16 protein-coding genes are annotated in these 15,540 nt (G+C 69.1%); 8 read left to right on the top strand and 8 right to left on the bottom strand.

The annotated features are described in order from the left end of the window. The 6 genes from AWC31_RS19785 to lysA form a co-directional block, all read right to left on the bottom strand. The coding region (locus AWC31_RS19785) for an LLM class flavin-dependent oxidoreductase (RefSeq protein ID WP_133060188.1) at positions 1-419 on the bottom strand (419 nt) is incomplete at its 3' end. 79 nt (positions 420-498) lie between these two features. Next, positions 499-1,605: a PDR/VanB family oxidoreductase gene (locus AWC31_RS19790; RefSeq protein ID WP_165766004.1), complete on the bottom strand. Its 1,107-nt coding sequence runs from the start codon at positions 1,603-1,605 to the stop codon at positions 499-501. Positions 1,606-1,610: 5 nt separating this feature from the next. Next, the gene (locus tag AWC31_RS19795; protein ID WP_085145760.1) at positions 1,611-2,510 is read right to left on the bottom strand and encodes a metal-dependent hydrolase; all 900 of its coding nucleotides are present in this window, start codon (positions 2,508-2,510) and stop codon (positions 1,611-1,613) included. A gap of 142 nt (positions 2,511-2,652) precedes the next feature. Next, complete coding sequence (locus AWC31_RS19800) at positions 2,653-3,063, bottom strand: hypothetical protein (protein WP_085145771.1); 411 nt, start codon at positions 3,061-3,063, stop codon at positions 2,653-2,655. A 79-nt stretch (positions 3,064-3,142) separates the two neighbouring features. Then, positions 3,143-5,293 (bottom strand): 4-alpha-glucanotransferase, encoded by a 2,151-nt coding sequence (gene malQ / locus AWC31_RS19805; RefSeq protein WP_085145761.1) that lies wholly within the window; start codon positions 5,291-5,293, stop codon positions 3,143-3,145. 33 nt (positions 5,294-5,326) lie between these two features. Next, positions 5,327-6,592 carry a diaminopimelate decarboxylase gene (gene lysA, locus AWC31_RS19810; RefSeq protein ID WP_085145762.1) on the bottom strand — a complete coding sequence of 422 codons (1,266 nt, stop codon included), beginning with the start codon at positions 6,590-6,592 and terminating at the stop codon, positions 5,327-5,329. Between the two features lie 82 nt (positions 6,593-6,674). Here lysA and AWC31_RS19815 point away from each other — a divergent pair, with 82 nt between their 5' ends. Genes AWC31_RS19815 through AWC31_RS19825 form a run of 3 tightly spaced genes read left to right on the top strand, consistent with a single transcriptional unit; the run spans position 6,675 to position 9,447 of the window. Continuing rightward, the gene (locus AWC31_RS19815) at positions 6,675-7,283 is read left to right on the top strand and encodes a TetR/AcrR family transcriptional regulator (RefSeq protein WP_085145763.1); all 609 of its coding nucleotides are present in this window, start codon (positions 6,675-6,677) and stop codon (positions 7,281-7,283) included. Then, positions 7,280-8,188: an SDR family NAD(P)-dependent oxidoreductase gene (locus AWC31_RS19820; RefSeq protein ID WP_067851906.1), complete on the top strand. Its 909-nt coding sequence runs from the start codon at positions 7,280-7,282 to the stop codon at positions 8,186-8,188. The genes AWC31_RS19815 and AWC31_RS19820 overlap by 4 nt, the downstream gene beginning before the upstream one ends. A gap of 20 nt (positions 8,189-8,208) precedes the next feature. Beyond that, on the top strand, positions 8,209-9,447 hold the full coding sequence (locus tag AWC31_RS19825) for an MFS transporter (RefSeq protein WP_085145764.1): 1,239 nt from the start codon (positions 8,209-8,211) through the stop codon (positions 9,445-9,447). Here the strand turns inward: AWC31_RS19825 and AWC31_RS19830 are convergent. Both AWC31_RS19830 and AWC31_RS19835 read right to left on the bottom strand, forming a co-directional pair. Beyond that, positions 9,397-9,720, bottom strand: a complete 324-nt coding sequence (locus tag AWC31_RS19830; protein WP_085145765.1) for a DMT family transporter — start codon at positions 9,718-9,720, stop codon at positions 9,397-9,399. The genes AWC31_RS19825 and AWC31_RS19830 overlap by 51 nt on opposite strands. Further along, complete coding sequence (locus AWC31_RS19835; RefSeq protein ID WP_085145766.1) at positions 9,720-10,055, bottom strand: DMT family transporter; 336 nt, start codon at positions 10,053-10,055, stop codon at positions 9,720-9,722. The genes AWC31_RS19830 and AWC31_RS19835 overlap by 1 nt, the downstream gene beginning before the upstream one ends. 170 nt (positions 10,056-10,225) lie before the next feature. Between AWC31_RS19835 and AWC31_RS19840 the strand changes: the two genes are divergently transcribed. The 5 genes from AWC31_RS19840 to AWC31_RS19860 all read left to right on the top strand — a co-directional run. Continuing rightward, the gene (locus AWC31_RS19840; protein ID WP_085145767.1) at positions 10,226-11,779 is read left to right on the top strand and encodes a carboxylesterase/lipase family protein; all 1,554 of its coding nucleotides are present in this window, start codon (positions 10,226-10,228) and stop codon (positions 11,777-11,779) included. 74 nt (positions 11,780-11,853) lie between these two features. Next, positions 11,854-12,363, top strand: coding sequence for a cation:proton antiporter regulatory subunit (locus tag AWC31_RS19845; RefSeq protein ID WP_067851902.1), 510 nt, complete (start codon positions 11,854-11,856; stop codon positions 12,361-12,363). A 4-nt stretch (positions 12,364-12,367) separates the two neighbouring features. Continuing rightward, entirely contained in the window at positions 12,368-13,513 is a 1,146-nt protein-coding gene (locus AWC31_RS19850) for a cation:proton antiporter (protein WP_067851901.1), read from the top strand. A gap of 59 nt (positions 13,514-13,572) precedes the next feature. After that, complete coding sequence (locus tag AWC31_RS19855) at positions 13,573-14,979, top strand: NAD(P)/FAD-dependent oxidoreductase (protein ID WP_085145768.1); 1,407 nt, start codon at positions 13,573-13,575, stop codon at positions 14,977-14,979. Between the two features lie 109 nt (positions 14,980-15,088). Further along, positions 15,089-15,540, top strand: a 452-nt coding sequence (locus AWC31_RS19860) for a lectin (protein WP_085145769.1), incomplete at its 3' end; no start/stop codon positions are given.

The following is a 15,540-nucleotide window of genomic DNA, read 5'->3' on the forward strand; positions in this document are numbered from 1 at the left end:
CCGCGGCTCGCGAACGCAGCGCCGCACGCCTCGATCTCCTCCTTGAGCCAGCCGGTGCCGACCGCGAGCCGAAGCCGCCCGCCGCTGAGTGCGTCAACGGTGGCCGCCCGCTTGGCCAGCACGACCGGATGGTGGTTGGGCAACACCAGGACGCCGGTCGCGAGACCGAGCCGGGTGGTCTGGCCGGCCAGAAACGCCAGCAGGTCAAGGGGATCGGGCACCGGACAGTCCGCCGAGAGCTCGACCCGGCCGGACGTGTCGTACGGGTAGACGCTGGAATACTCGGCCATCAACACGGTGTGCTCGACGACCACGATCGATTCGAATCCACAGGCCTCGGTGTGCCGCGCGAAGGTCGACATCCACACCGGATCGGCGGTGACCCCGGCCGCGACGGGCGCAACCACTGCGTATTTCACGGCAGCGGTCGCACGATCGAACAACCGGCGAACGTCGCAACAGCGGCCAACGGCATGCGCCGAATAGTACCGCCGCCGCTCAGAGATCGAGGGTCAGTCGATGGCCCTCGTCGGCGCGCGACACACAGGTCAGCAGGTAACCGGCGGCGCGCTCGGGATCGGTGAGCAGCGTGTCGCGATGCTGGGCTTCACCGTCGAGGACGCGAACCCGGCAGGTTCCGCAGAACCCCTGCTGGCACGAATACGGTGCCGACACCCCGGCACGTCCCAACGCGGCGAGCAGCGTTTCATCGGCGCCCACCTCGACGATGGCGCCCGTCGACGCGATCGACACCGAGAACTCGGCACCGTCGACGACCGGCGGGGCGGCGAACCGTTCGAAGTGCAGCTCGACGTCGTCGCGGCCGGTGAGCTCGGTGCGGATGGCGGTCAGCATCGGGGCCGGTCCGCAGGCATACACCGTGGTGCCGTCCGGACAGTCGCCCAGCAGGTCGGTCGCCGTCGGCAAGCCGTCGACATCGTCGGTGCGGATCTCGATGCGGTTCCCGTACCGGGCCAGCTCGTCGAGGAACGGCAGGCTCTCGCGATTACGGCCGACGTAGGTCATCGACCAGTCGATGCCCAGCCGCTGCGCGAGCCCCAGCATCGGCAGGATCGGCGTGATGCCGATACCGCCCGCGATGAACCGGAACCGCTGGGTCGGCGAGCCATAGCCGGGGACGGTGAGCGGGAACGCGTTGCGCGGCCCGTGCGTGGTGAGCCGGGTGCCGACTCGCAGCGTGTCGTGCACCTCGATCGAGCCACCGCCCCCGCCGGGGATGCGGCGGACCGCGATGCGGTAGGTGTCGGCGACCGCGGGATCCCCGCACAGGGAGTACTGCCGGACGCGCCCGCTCGCGAGGTGCAGATCGATGTGCGCGCCCGGATACCAACGCGGCAGTGGCTGACCGTCGGCCGCGGCGAAGGTCAACGCGATGACGTCCTGATCGTGAGCCACCACCTCGCGGCCCACCACGCACAGCTCGATGACGCGGTTGAGCTCCGGCGGCGGGGCGGGTTTGCGGATCCGGCGCGTCAGGCCCCACATCGTGGCGATCGCGACCTCGGCCATGCCGAGCATCGGATCGTGGCGGAATCGGCCCGACGCGCTCGGCGGCAGTTCGCGATAGCGGGACAGGATCGGCATGGCCGTCACAGGTGCGCGGCCCGGGCCGCGGGCGAGCTGGCGAGGTAGGCGACCGCCTGCGCCGTCGAACCCATCTCGTCCGGTGTGAACGACGGACGGCAGTACATCAGGGTGTTGGAGCCGAACATCTTCGAGAACTTGGGGAGCAGACCCAGTTTCGAATCCCGCATGCGCATCCGGTTCATCCGCCACCAACCGATGTCCACCGACGGGTCGCGCTTGAGCAGTTCCCAGGTGCCGCGCTGGAAGAACATGTAGACCGCGGTCGCCGCGATCGACATTGCCCGCACCCGGCTGAAGTAGCTGTCCTGGAAGTACACCGCCACATCGTGGGCGACGCTGCGATGCTCGACCTCTTCGGCGCCGTGCCAGCGGAACAGGTCGGTGAGCGTCGGATCGGCGCCGTAGTCCTCCCACGTGCAATTGAGCACGAAGTCGCCCAACACCGCGGTGTAGTGCTCGATCGCGGCGATCAGCCACAGCCGGTCACACAGATCGTTGAGCCGACGCTGTGGGTCGGTGGCCGTCGTCGGCGCGAGCATCTTCTTGAACACATGCTCGACCATGGCCAGGATCGGCTCGTACTCCACGCCGTGCGTGGTGAGGAATTCCTCCAGCACCTTGTCGTGGGTTTCGGCGTGCGTGGCCTCCTGCCCGATGAACCCGCGCATGTCGTCGGCGAGTTTGGGATCCCGCACGTACGGCAGTGCCTCGTTGAACGTCGCGACGAACCAGTGCTCGGCGGCCGGCAGCACCACGTTGAACAGGTTGACCATGGTCGATGCGACGGGATGGCCGGGGATCCAGTGCAGCGGGATACCGCTGAGATCGAAGTGGACCTTGCGTGCCTGGATCTGTACCGGGCCCGGGTCGATTTCCTTGTCGAACCGCAACGGACGCAGCATCGAGAGCCTCCCTGAGATGAGTGGTCTCAAGCAGTGTACGGATTATGTGGGAACGCGGGTACCGGGTGGGTGGCGTGTGTCGAAAGCAGCGAGCCCGCGATCCGGCAGGGGATCGCGGGCTCGACGAATCGTATCGGCGAGATCAGGCCGGCGGCGGGGTCCCCGCTCCGGGCGCGCCCGCGATCGGCACGACAGGCGTCGGCGTCACCGTCGTCACGCCGTTGCCGCCGACCCGGGGGCCGCCGGACACCGCGTTGTCGGCCGCCTGCTCGGCGGCCTCGGCGCTGCAATCCAGCATCAGGATCATCTTGCCGCTGGAATTGACCTTCTGAGAGTCGACGAGGCACTCGGCCTGCGGCAGGGCACTGCCGAACGAACCACCGAAGGTCGCCTTGACGCCCTGGCTCTTCAGGATCGACAGCGCCTTCATGTAGGGCTCGCCGACGACGTTGATCGAGGCGGCGGTGGGCTCCGAGGTCGCCGTCCCCGCGGCGAACAGGGCGATCGAGCCGGCAGCGACGAGTCCGCTGCCGAGCACAACAAGCTTCTTCACGTGATCTCCGTCAGTCAGGGTGCGGTGCGAACATATCGCAGCGGTGACGAATGTGAAACCGGAGAACAACGCCGGTGTGTTACACGTCCCCGGTACGTGGCTGCGCCCTGCCCGCCACGACGTCCGCCATGACCTCACCGAGCGCGTTTGCCCTGGCGTCGTCGAACACGTCCTCGAGCACGAGCCTGCGGCCGTCCGGACCGCTCAGCGGCACACGCCAATTCGGATACTCGTCGGTGGTGCCCGGCTGGTTCTGCGTGCGCAGATCGCCGACCGCGTCCGCCAGCGACAGCGCAAGCAGCTTCGACGGCGTGCGGCCCAGATAGCGGTGCAGCGCCGTCACGATCTCGTCGGTGTCGGGATCGGGGCCGAGCAGACCGACCCGGCGCAACTCGTCGAACCACGCGGCCTGCGCGGCCCGATCCTCTTCGAGTTCCTGTTCGGCCGGCCGGGTGAGCAGCCCCAGTTCCTCGCGCAAGCGGACATGTTCACCGGCCAGATAACCCGCCGTCGGAGGCAGGTCGTGGGTGGTGACCGACGACAGGCAGTACTCGCGCCAGCGTTCGGCAGGCAGCGGCCCGCCCGAGCCGTCGGATTCGAACCACAGGATCGACGTGCCGAACAGACCTCGCTCGCGCAGGTAATCGCGGACCCACGGTTCCACCGTGCCGAGGTCTTCGCCGACCACGACGGCACCCGCCCGGTGTGCCTCCAGGGCGATGATGCCGATCATCGCGTCGTGGTCGTAGCGCACGTAGGTGCCATCCGTCGGCGCCGCGCCCTTCGGGATCCACCACAGCCGGAACATGCCGATGATGTGATCGATGCGCACGCCGCCCGCGTGCCGCAACGCCATGTTCACCAACGCGCGAAACGGTTCGTAGGCCGCCGCGACCAGCCGGTCCGGCCGCCACGGCGGCTGCGACCAGTCCTGGCCGAGCTGGTTGAACTCGTCCGGCGGGGCGCCCGCGGTGACGCCGAGCGCGAGCACATCCTGCAACGCCCACGCGTCGGCGCCGTCGGGGTCGACGCCGACCGCGAGATCGCCCATGATCCCGAGCGCCATGCCGGCCTGCTGCGCCGTCGCCTGCGCGACGGTCAGCTGATCGTCCAGTTGCCATTGCAGCCACCGGTGGAAGTCCACGGCCGCCGGATTGGCCGCCGCGAATGCCGCGACGTCGGGGCTGCGCGGATGCTGCAGTTCGTGCGGCCAGCCGTGCCAGTCGTTGCCGTACTGCTCGGCGAGCGCACACCACACCGCGAAGTCCTCGAGGCTGCGGCCCTCCCTGGCCCGGTACGCGTGGTATGCGAGCTCCCGGCCCGCTGAGCGAGGTGTGCGGTAAACCTGTTGCAGCGCAGCACGTTTGGCCTTCCAGGCGCTGTCGCGGTCGATGAGCTCACGACGGTTCGCGCGTTCGCTCACCCCGGTTCGGAGCTTGCGGATGCGACCCCGGCCGCGCACGGCGGCGAATTCCGGTATGGCCTCGACCCGAAGATAGAGCGGATTGACGAAGCGCCGCGAGGTCGGCAGATACGGCGACGGTTCCATCGGCGCAGTGGGGGCGGCCGCGTGCAGCGGATTGACCAGGACGAAACCCGCGCCGTGCGCGGTCGCGGACCACACCGCGAGATCGGTCAGATCGGTGAGATCGCCCGTTCCCCAAGAGTTCTCGGAGCACACGCTGTAGAGCTGCACCGCCAGCCCCCAGGCTCGCCGTTCCCCGAGCCGCGTGGGCAGGGCGAGGACGGCGGGGGAGACCACGACCGGCGTCTCGGTGTGGAAATCGCCGACCCGCAACCGCAGGTGGTGGTACCCGAGCGGCAGATCGGCGGGAAGTTCGAACGTGGCCTCGCCGATCCAGCGGTCGTCGAGCTCGTACGGCGCCCGGTTGTTCTCCAGCTGGCGCAGGCCGGTGCGTTCGGTGCCGTCTTCAAGCGCGAGCGTGACGTCGACGGCATCGCCATGGGTGACGTGCACCCAGAAACTCGACGGCGTGCCCGCCCGGCCGAGCACGATCGGCGGCAGCGACCGCTGCCAGTACTCGCGGTCATGAGCGGCCAGTGCCTCGGCGCGGCCCTGCTCGGTGCTCGCCGGTAATCCGAGGGCGTCGAGCACCGCCACCAAGGTGGACTCCGGCACCTCGATGCGCTGACCGGTCCAGTCTTCGTACTCCGTGGCCACGCCGTACCGACGGGCCAACTCCAGCAGAGCCGGGGACAGTGCAGTCATGACCCCAATCTTGGGGCCCAGCGCGCGATCGCGTCAGTCGACATCGCGGACCAGCAGGTCGTCCCAGGTGTCACGCCGCACGACCAGGCGCGCGTCGCCGTCGCGCGTGAACACCACCGGGACCCGGCGGGCGCCGTTGTACTGGTTCGACATCGTGTAGCAGTACGCGCCGGTGACCGGGACCGCGAGCAGATCCCCGACGACCGGATCGCGCAGTGCGACGCCGTCGACCAGTTGGTCGCCCGACTCGCAGTGCCTGCCGACGACGCTGACCGGCTCGCCGCCGCCAACGCGGTTGACGATGGTCGCCTCGAACCGCTGCCCGGTCAGCGACACCTCGAGGTTGTCGCCCATCCCGCCGTCGACCGCGACGTGCGTGACGACCCCGCGTTTGACGGTCGTGACGCGGTAGAGCGTGCACGCGCTGGCCGCCACCATGCTGCGGCCCGGCTCCACGATGATGCGGCTGCCGCTCGGCAACAGCGCGCGGGCCTGCGTGGTCATGGCGTCGGCGTACTCGTCGAGTCCGGGCGGATGCTCGTCATAGGTGTAGCGGGCGCCGAGCCCGCCACCGAGGTCATAGACCTCGAACGTGCCGAGGCGTGCGATCGGCTCCACGGCCGCCGCGAGCTGGTCGACGTTGAGCAACTGCGAGCCGACATGCGTGTGCACGCCGTCCAACCGCAGCCGCGAGCCGGCTTCAATGCGGGCGATCGCCGCCCGCGCGTCCTCCGGTGACAAGCCGAACTTCGATGCCGCGTGGCCCGTGGCCTGCGAGGCGTGCGTCGTGGCCTCGACGCCGGGAATGACGCGAACGAGGCAGGCCTGCCTGCGGCCGGCGCCGACGATGCGTTCGAGCCGGTCGATGTCGTCGAAGTTGTCGACGACCACGAGCCCGACGCCGTGCTCGACGGCGATCTCGAGTTCCTCATCGGTCTTGGCGTTGCCGTGCAACACCAGCCGGGCCGGGTCGGCCCCCGCCTTGATCGCGGTCAGGATCTCCCCGCCGCCCGCGACATCGAGATGCAGCCCTTCCTCGGCCATGACCCGCTGAACTGCCGTGCACGGGAACGACTTCGACGCGAACGCCACATCGCTGCGCGGCCAGCGGCTGCGGAATGCGACCAGGTAATCGCGAGCCCGCCGGCGCAACGCATCCTCGTTCACCACGATCGCCGGCGTGCCGAACTCTTCGGCGATCGCGTCGAGGCGGCATCCGCCGACCATCAGGGTGCCGTCCGTATCGGGTCGCGTGTCCGGTGGAAACAGCCCGATCAGGTCGGCCGCGGTGGTGGTCATCAGCTCAGCGTGCCATTCGCGGGCGGGTTCGGCGGTCGATCCTGCTAGCCTGTCTGTAACGATCCCTACAGACAGGTGGGACATGGGTGCACCACTGACCAGACGGCAGCAACAGGGCGTCAACTCGCGCGAACAGATCCTCGACGCCACCGAACGTCTGATGGCCACCCGCGGCTACGCCGCCACGTCGATCAGCGACATCCGCAACGCGTGCGGGCTTCCCGCGAGCTCGATCTACTGGCACTTCGGTTCGAAGGACGGCGTGCTCGCCGCCGTGATGGAACGCGGCGCCGACCGCTTCTTCGCCGCCATCCCCGCCGACGCGTCGATCGACGAACAGTTGACGGCTCTGGCCGCGCTGCAGGCGGACCATCCCGAGTTCCTGCGGTTTCTCTACCTGCTGTCCCTGGAACGCAGCGACGATCCGGCCGTGACCGAGGTGGTGCGCCGGGTGCGTGACACCGCGATCAGCCGGTTCGCCGGTGCGGTGCGGCGACTGCTGCCGCCCGGGCTCGCGCCCGATCGGGCCGAGCGCGTGACCGCCGAGCTGACCGCATTCGCGGTGGCCCAGTCCGACGGCGTGTTCTTCGCCAGACACCTCGAGCCCGACGACATCGACGTCGCACGTATGTACCGGCGGCTGTGGCAGGCCGTCACCGCCCTCGTCCCGATACTTCTGGAGGAACAGTGACCGACCGAACCGTGGTGATCACCGGCGCCAATGCCGGGCTGGGCTTCGAATGCGCACGCGCCCTTCTGGATTCCGATCCGTCCTGGCACGTCGTGCTTGCCGTACGGGACACCGGCCGAGGCGCCGACGCCGCGGCCCGCCTCGGCCACCGCGGCCGCACCACCGTCAGCGCACTCGACCTCGCGTCCCTGCGGTCGGTGCACGACTTCGCCGGCCGGCTGCCGCAACTCGATGTGCCGCCGCTGCGTGCGCTGGTGTGCAACGCCGGACTGCAGATGGTCTCGGGGGCGCAGACGACGGCCGAAGGCTACGAGATGACGTTCGGCGTCAACCATCTGGGCCATTTCGCGCTCGTCTCGCAGGCGCTGGACCAGTTGGCCAATCCCGCGCGGATCGTGGTCGTCAGCAGCGGCACGCACGATCCCGACAAGTTCACCGGGATGCCCGCGCCGCGCTACACCACCGCCGACGACCTCGCCTACCCGCCGGTCGGCGGACTGACCGCCGAAGAAGGCCGGCGCCGCTACACCACCTCCAAGCTGTGCAACATGCTGTTCGCCTACGAACTCGATCGGCGGCTCGGGCACGGCCACCACGGCGTGACGGTGAATGCGTTCGACCCCGGCCTGATGCCCGGGTCGGGTCTGGCCCGGGACTACTCACCCGCCCAGCGGTTGGCGTGGCGGGTTCTCATGCCCGCGCTTCGGGTGCTGCCCGGCGTGAACAGCACGCGCCGCTCCGGGGCCGACCTCGCGAGGCTCGTCGCCGATCCCGCTCTCGACGGGGTCAGCGGCGCTTACTTCGCGGGCACCCGCCGGATCCGGTCTTCGCGGGAGTCCTACGACGACGCCAAAGCCGCCGACCTCTGGCAGCTCAGCGAACGCCTCGTCGCAGCCGTGCGCTGACCGGCGGTAGTGTGGCCGCAGTGCCACCCAGACCGGCCCTAGGACAGCGCGAATCCGTCGACCTGCGGCGGGCCCGTATCGCGGTCGCGGCGCTGTTTCTCACCAATGGCGCGATATTCGCCAATCTGCTGCCGCGCTATCCGGAGATCAAGACCGACCTCGGCCTGAGCAATGCGGTGTACGGCGCTGCGGTCTCGGCGTTCTCGGGCGGTGCACTCGTCGCAGGATTGACCGCGGGTGTGCTGATCCGGCGGTTCCGCAGTTCGCGCGTCGCGGTGATCGGCACGATCGCGCTCGGGACGTTCGTGGTGACGGCCGGTCTGGCGGCATCGCCGGTGATGTTCGCCGCGGCGCTCTTCATCGCCGGGGCGTGCGACGCGGTCGTCGACGTCGCACAGAACGCGCACGGGCTGCGACTGCAACGCGACTACGGCCGGTCCATCATCAACTCGCTGCACGCGGTGTGGGCGGTCGGTGCGATCGTCGGCGGGCTCACGGGCGCGGCCACCATCGCGCTCGGTGTGCCGCGTGGTATCCATCTCGCGGCCATCGCCGTGGTGTTCAGCGTGGTGGTGCTGGTCGCCTACCGGTATCTGTTGCCGGGCCCGGACCACGACGATCATCCGGCTGCCCTCGCGCCCGCCGGCACCAAGGCGGGCCCGCGCGTCTACCTGATCCTGCTGGCGCTCGTGCTCATCGCAATCGCCGGTGCCACGGTCGAGGACGCCGGAAGTTCGTGGGCCACGCTCTATCTGCGCGACACCCTGCACGCACCGCCCGCGGTCGCGGTGTTCGGCTACATCGCCCTCGTGGGGTTCATGTTCGTGGGCCGGCTCATCGGCGACCGGATGGTCGACCGGTTCGGCGAGGCGACCGTGGTGCGCGTAGGAGGCCTGATCACCGCCGCCGGGATGGGCGCCGCGCTGGCGTTCCCGAGCATCGCCGGATCGATCGCCGGTTTCGCCGCGGCCGGCCTCGGGGTCGCGACGTTGATCCCGGCGGCCATGCATGCCGCCGACCAGCTGCCCGGCTTGCGGCCCGGCACCGGGCTGACCGCCGTCACGTGGCTGATGCGAATCGGGTTCTTCGGGGCACCGCTGCTGGTCGGCATGATCGCCGACGCGGCCGGACTGCGTGTCGGACTGGTCGTCGTGCCGATCGTCGGTGTCCTGGTGATGCTGTTGGCCGGCGTGTTGAGACGGGCGCCGTCAGTGGGTGGCGCCGGCGACCTCGATCGTGAACACACCCGACACGATTAGCGCGATGCCGAGCATCATCACCGGCGTGAGTGGATCTTTGAACACGAACTTCGCGATCAGCGCGACGAGCGCGACACCGCAGGCCGTCCAGATTCCGTAGGCGATCCCGACGGGCACTCCGAGTGACAGGGCCACCCACAGCAGATAGAACGACGTGGCATAGCCGGCGACCACCGGAACGGCCCAGGCCCTGCGGCGCAGCCCTTCCGAGGCGCGCAGCGACAGCGTCGCGAACACCTCGACGAGAATCGCTCCCGCGAGCGCGAGCCACATCACGATTCGACCTCGCGCGGGTGCGATCCGAGTTCGACGAGCAGCACGCCGGCGATGATCAACCCGATACCGGCCACGATGGGCCACGTGAACGGATCGCCGAACAACACCGCCGCCAGCACCGCCGTCGTCGCGGTGCCCATCGCACCCCAGATGCCGTAGGCGACGCCGACGGCCATGCCGGCGCGCAACACCAACGTCAACAACAGGAATGACGACAGATAACCGGCGACCACGAGCACCAGCCAGGCGGCGTGGTCCTGGGACGCGCGCAGCGAGAGTGTGGCGGTGACTTCGGTACCGATGGCCGCGCCCAGCAACGCCCACTTCCGCACGGCACAAGGCTATGTGACGGGTGGGGAGCGGTTGTGGCCAGGCCGTGCGGAGAACGTCCCGTCAGGTTCCGCGCGGCCGGCCACCGGGGCTTGTCAACACCGAGAGCGCTGCCCGTGCGTACCGTGGAGAAGTTCGCTGCGCCCACATCACCCCGACACGGAGGAGATGCATGACCGACCCGATGCGCACCCTCGTCGTCGAGACCGAATACGGCCCGGTTCGCGGTACCGACGACGGAACGGCGAAGGCGTGGTTGGGAGTTCGCTACGCCCGGGCCCCGCTCGCCGAGTTGCGGTGGCGCGCGCCCGAGCCGCCGCAACCATGGCGTGAGGCCGCCGACGCCACGAAGGTCGGCCTCGTATGCCCGCAGCCGACCGATCCGAGGATCCCGCTCGACCTCGGCGGGCAACAGGGTGAGGACAGCCTCGTCCTCAACGTGTGGGCGCCCTCGGGCAGTGCGCCCGGGGACCGGAAACCGGTCATGGTGTGGGCGCACGGCGGCGCCTATGTGCTCGGCTCGGCCAACCAGCCGTTGTATCGCGGCCGGGTGCTCGCCGCGGAGGGCGACGTCGTCGTCGTCACCGTCAACTACCGGCTCGGCGCGTTCGGCTTCCTCGACCTCTCCGAGTTCAGCACCGCCGGCATGCGCTTCGACACCAACGTCGGCCTGCGCGATGTGCTGTTCGCACTGCGGTGGGTCCGCGACAACATCGCCGCGTTCGGCGGCGATCCCGACCGCGTCACGCTGTTCGGGGAATCGGCGGGTGCGGGGATCGTGACGACCCTGCTCGCCAGCCCGGAAGCCGATGGGCTGTTCACCGCCGCGATCGCGCAGAGCTCACCGGCGACGTCGATCTACGACGCCGCCCGCTCGCGCAAGGTTGCCCGCGAGCTGCTCGACCGGCTCGGCATCGAGCCCGGCGATGCGGGCCGGCTGGCGCACACCCCGCCGGCCGCAATCCTCGCCGCGTCGCAGGCGATCTTCAACGACGTTCCGGCGCAATCGCCTGGCACGCTGGCGTTCGCGCCCGTCGTCGACGGAGACCTGGTACCGGACTATCCGGTGAAGCTGGCCCGGGAGGGCCGCACGCACGCGGTGCCGTTGATCATCGGCACCAATAAACACGAAGCGGCGCTGTTCCGCTGGATGAAGTCGCCGCTGATGCCCATCACGCCGGAGGCCATCAGGACGATGTTCGAGGGGATCGCCGCCGAACAGCCCGGTTTGCAGCTGCCGACCGAAGCACAGATCACCTCGGCTTACGCCGGTTTGCGCACCAAGGCGATCGGGATGGGCGTGGCACGCGACATCGGCTTCCGGATGCCGTCGTTGTGGTTCGCCGAAGGGCATAGCGCTGTGGCGCCCGTCCATCTCTACCGGTTCGACTTCTCCACCCCGATGCTGCGGCTGCTGCGCCTTGGCGCCGCTCACGCGACCGAGTTGCCGTACGTCTGGGGCAATCTTGTTGCGGGGCCCAAGGATCCGACGTTCAAGCTCGGGGGGCTCAAGCACGGCCGCGCGGTGTCGCAACGAATGCGGCGGCGCTGGGTCAACTTCGCCGCGACCGGCGAGCCCACCGGAGCGCCCGGCGAGCCGGTCTGGCGGGCATACCGCCGCGACGACCGGGCCGCCCTCGTGATCGACAAGGAGGACAAGACCGTCACCGATCTCGACCGCGACCTTCACACGGCGTGGGGCGACGAGGTGCTCAACTTCCGGTGACCGTCGTGACACGTGGCCGGCCGAACTCCCCGAGTACCCACCTGATCGGGCTGCCGACGCAGCAGTATTGAGGCATGGACGTCAAAGAGGTACTGCTGCCCGGTGTCGGCCTGAGGTTTGAGTTCGAGAACCACGACGGTGACCGGATCGGCGTCATCGCCCTGCGGACCGGCAACTTCGAGGTCGTCGTGTACCCGCACGAAGATCCCGACCAAGCCCAACAGGTGTTCCGGTTGTCCGACGAGGAGGCCGAGGCGCTGGCGCAGATCCTCGGCGCGCCGCGGATCGCCGAGCGGTTCGCCGACCTCACCAGGGAAGTGCCCGGCCTCAACGCCGGTCAGGTCACGATCCGGCCGGGCAGTCCCTTCGCCGACCACCCGCTGGGCGACACGAAAGCCCGCACCCGCACCGGTGCGTCGATCGTGGCGATCGTGCGTGACGAGGAGGTGCTCGCGTCGCCCGGCCCCGCCGACCTGTTGCACGCCGGCGACGTCCTGGTGGTGATCGGGACCGACTCCGGCATAGCGGGCGTCGAGCAGATCGTCGCCCGTGGGGACGTGCCCGGCGCGCCGGCACAGGGCTGACTCGGTGGCTGTATCGGCTGCGCTTCTCCTTGAGCTCGGCATCATCCTCGCGGTGCTCACCGTGCTCGGCACCGCCGCACGCCGGTTCGCGCTGTCACCCATCCCGCTGTATCTGGTGGCCGGCCTGGCCCTCGGCGAAGGTGGCATCGCGCCGGTGCCCGCCGCGGGCGAGTTCGTCAGTACCGGCGCATCGATCGGCGTGGTTCTCCTACTGCTGACGCTCGGGCTCGAATTCTCCATCGGAGAGTTCGCCACGAGCTTGCGCAGACATCTCCCGTCGGCGTGGGTCGATCTGCTGCTCAACGCGATTCCCGGCGCGATCGCCGGCTGGCTGCTCGGGCTCTCCGGTGTCGGAATCCTCGCCCTGGCGGGCGTCACCTACATCTCGTCGTCGGGTGTGATCGCCCGCCTGCTCGGCGATCTGCGCAGGCTCGGCAACCGCGAGACGCCTGCGGTGCTGTCGATCCTGGTGCTGGAGGACTTCGCGATGGCGGCCTACCTGCCGCTGCTCGCAGTGCTCGCCGCCGGTGGCACGCTGCTGCATGCGCTGGTGGGCATGACCATCGCGATCACGGCCTTGGTCGTCGCCTTCGTGGTGTCCTACCGGTGGGGCCAACACGTCACCCGGTTCGTCGCCCATCCGGACAACGAGCAGCTGCTGCTGCGGGTACTGGGGCTGACCCTCATCGTCGCGGCGCTCGCCGAGTTCATCCACGCCTCGGCCGCGGTCGGGGCGTTCCTGGTCGGCCTGACGCTCACCGGTGATTCCGCGCAGCGGGCCCGCACGGTGCTCAGCCCGCTGCGGGACCTGTTCGCGGCGATCTTCTTTCTGGCCATCGGGATCTCGGTGGATCCAGCAGATCTCGTGCCGATGCTGCCCGCTGCGCTCGCGCTCGCGGCCGTCACCGCGGTCACCAAGGTGCTCACCGGCCGTTTCGCCGCACGGCGCGAAGGTGTCGCCCGGCCCGGCCAGCTGCGGGCCGGCACCGCGCTGATCGCGCGCGGCGAGTTCTCCCTCGTCATCATCGGTCTCGTCGGCTCCACCTACGAACAGCTCGAGGCGATCGCCACCCCGTACGTGTTCATCCTGGCGATCGTCGGTCCGGTGCTGACCCGCTACGTCGGCACGCGGCCCGTGATCCGGGGCTGAGGCGACGGTGCCGCCGAATGCCCCGCGCGGGCAGAGCCCGACCCCGTAAGGTCCGCAGCGTGCGCACCGTGTTCGACGCCGAAGTCGATCCCGCACTGATCGACCGGGCGCTGGCCGCCAGCGGCCTCGGATCGGTCTGGCTCGACATGCCGAGGCCGCGTCATCCCGCGCTGACCCGTTCGGCCAGCTGCGATCTGGCGGTGATCGGCGCGGGCTACACCGGACTGTGGACGGCGCTGCATGCCGCCGAACGCCATCCCGACTGGCGGATCGTGCTCATCGACGGCCACCGGGTCGGCTGGGCGGCGTCCGGCCGCAACGGCGGATTCGTCGACGCGAGCCTCACGCATGGCGAAAACAACGGAAAGACGCGCTGGCCCAACGAGATCGAGAAGCTCGACGCGATGGGCCGAGACAACCTGGACGGCATGCAGGCCGACATCGCCCGGCTGGGCCTCGACACCGAGTGGCAGCGCACCGGGATGTTGACGGTGGCCACCGAACCGCACCAGATCGACTGGCTCGCACAGGCGGCCGCCGCAGGCGAGGGCGCGTTTCTCGACCGCGAGGCGGTGCGGGCGCAGGTCGATTCGCCGACGTATCGGGCCGGGTTGTTCGAACGGGACACCTGCGCCCTGGTGCATCCCGCCAAACTGGCGATCGAGCTCGCCTGCGCATGCGCGGACGCCGGGGTGCACATCCACGAACACACCGCCGCGCGCTCGATCAATTCCGGGGGAGCGGTGCTGCGCATCGAGACCCCGCAGGCCGTCATCACCGCGCGGCAGGCGGTGCTCGCGACCAATGTGTTTCCGAGCCTGCTGCGCCGCAACAGTTTTCACGTCGTTCCGGTCTACGACTATGTGCTGGCGACCGAACCGCTGACCGATGCGCAGCTGTCTCGGATCGGCTGGCACGGCCGCCAGGGCGTCGGCGATTGTGCCAACCAGTTCCACTACTACCGGCTCACGATGGACAACCGCATCGTGTGGGGCGGTTACGACGCCGTCTATCACTTCGGTCGTAAGGTCAAGGCCGGCTATGAGGACCGACCGACGACTTACCGCAAACTCGCGGCACATTTCTTCGTGACGTTCCCGCAACTCGGCGACGTGACCTTCAGTCATCGGTGGGCCGGCGCGATCGACACCAACACGCGCTTCTGTGCCCATTGGGGGATGGCGCGTAACGGACGCGTCGCCTACGTCAACGGGTTCACCGGTCTGGGTGTCGGCGCGGCCAGGTTCGCCGCCGACGTGTGCCTCGACCTGCTCGACGGCACACCGACCGAGCGCACCGAACTGGAGATGGTCCGCAAACGGCCGCTGCCGTTTCCGCCGGAACCGTTGGCCACCATGGGAATACAGGCCACCCGGTGGTCACTCGACCGGGCCGACCATGCCGCGGGCCAGCGCAACCTGCTGCTGCGCTCTCTCGATGCGCTCGGGCTCGGATTCGATTCGTAATCCAAAAGTTCTTTCAGCGTTTGAATTCAGCCGAGCAGAACCGCACACAAGCAAAGCCAAGATCAGTAGGCTCGGCCGGGTAGGTCGAACGTCAAGAAAGGGGAGCTGCGTGGGAGACACACTTACCGAAGGACAGAAGCTGGAAAAAGGGGGGTCGCTCACTTCCAACAACGGCGCCTACACGCTCACGTTGCAGGACGACGGCAACCTCGTGCTCTACGCGCGCGACAAAGCGGTCTGGTCCACGGAGACCAACGGCCAGGACGTAGTCCGCGCTGAAGTGCAGACCGACGGCAACTTCGTGCTGTACACACCGGAGAAGCCGGTGTGGCACACCGACACCAAGGGCAAGAAGGACGTCAAACTGGTTCTCCAGGACGACCGCAACCTGGTGCTGTACGCCAAGGACGGACCGGCGTGGTCCTCGAAGACCGACACGACCGAGCCGCCACCGCCGGCGCCTGCTGCGGCCGAGCCCGAGGTGGCCCCGGCCGCGGTTGAGGAACCCGCACCGGCGGTGGCGGCTCGGTCGTGTCGGTCTTCGAGGACCACGCCGGGCCG

This window comes from Mycolicibacterium wolinskyi (assembly GCF_002101965.1).
GTDB lineage: Bacteria > Actinomycetota > Actinomycetes > Mycobacteriales > Mycobacteriaceae > Mycobacterium > Mycobacterium wolinskyi.

Coding starts and splice junctions, on each gene's coding strand:
- AWC31_RS19790 (WP_165766004.1), bottom strand. CDS start 1,605: ATGCCGATCCTGTCCCGCTATCGCGAACTGCCGCCGAGCGCGTCGGGC.
- lysA (WP_085145762.1), bottom strand. CDS start 6,592: ATGACCACCACCGCGGCCGACCTGATCGGGCTGTTTCCACCGGACACG.
- AWC31_RS19830 (WP_085145765.1), bottom strand. CDS start 9,720: ATGTGGCTCGCGCTCGCGGGAGCGATTCTCGTCGAGGTGTTCGCGACG.
- AWC31_RS19795 (WP_085145760.1), bottom strand. CDS start 2,510: ATGCTGCGTCCGTTGCGGTTCGACAAGGAAATCGACCCGGGCCCGGTA.
- AWC31_RS19845 (WP_067851902.1), top strand. CDS start 11,854: ATGGACGTCAAAGAGGTACTGCTGCCCGGTGTCGGCCTGAGGTTTGAG.
- AWC31_RS19840 (WP_085145767.1), top strand. CDS start 10,226: ATGACCGACCCGATGCGCACCCTCGTCGTCGAGACCGAATACGGCCCG.
- AWC31_RS19815 (WP_085145763.1), top strand. CDS start 6,675: ATGGGTGCACCACTGACCAGACGGCAGCAACAGGGCGTCAACTCGCGC.
- malQ (WP_085145761.1), bottom strand. CDS start 5,293: ATGACTGCACTGTCCCCGGCTCTGCTGGAGTTGGCCCGTCGGTACGGC.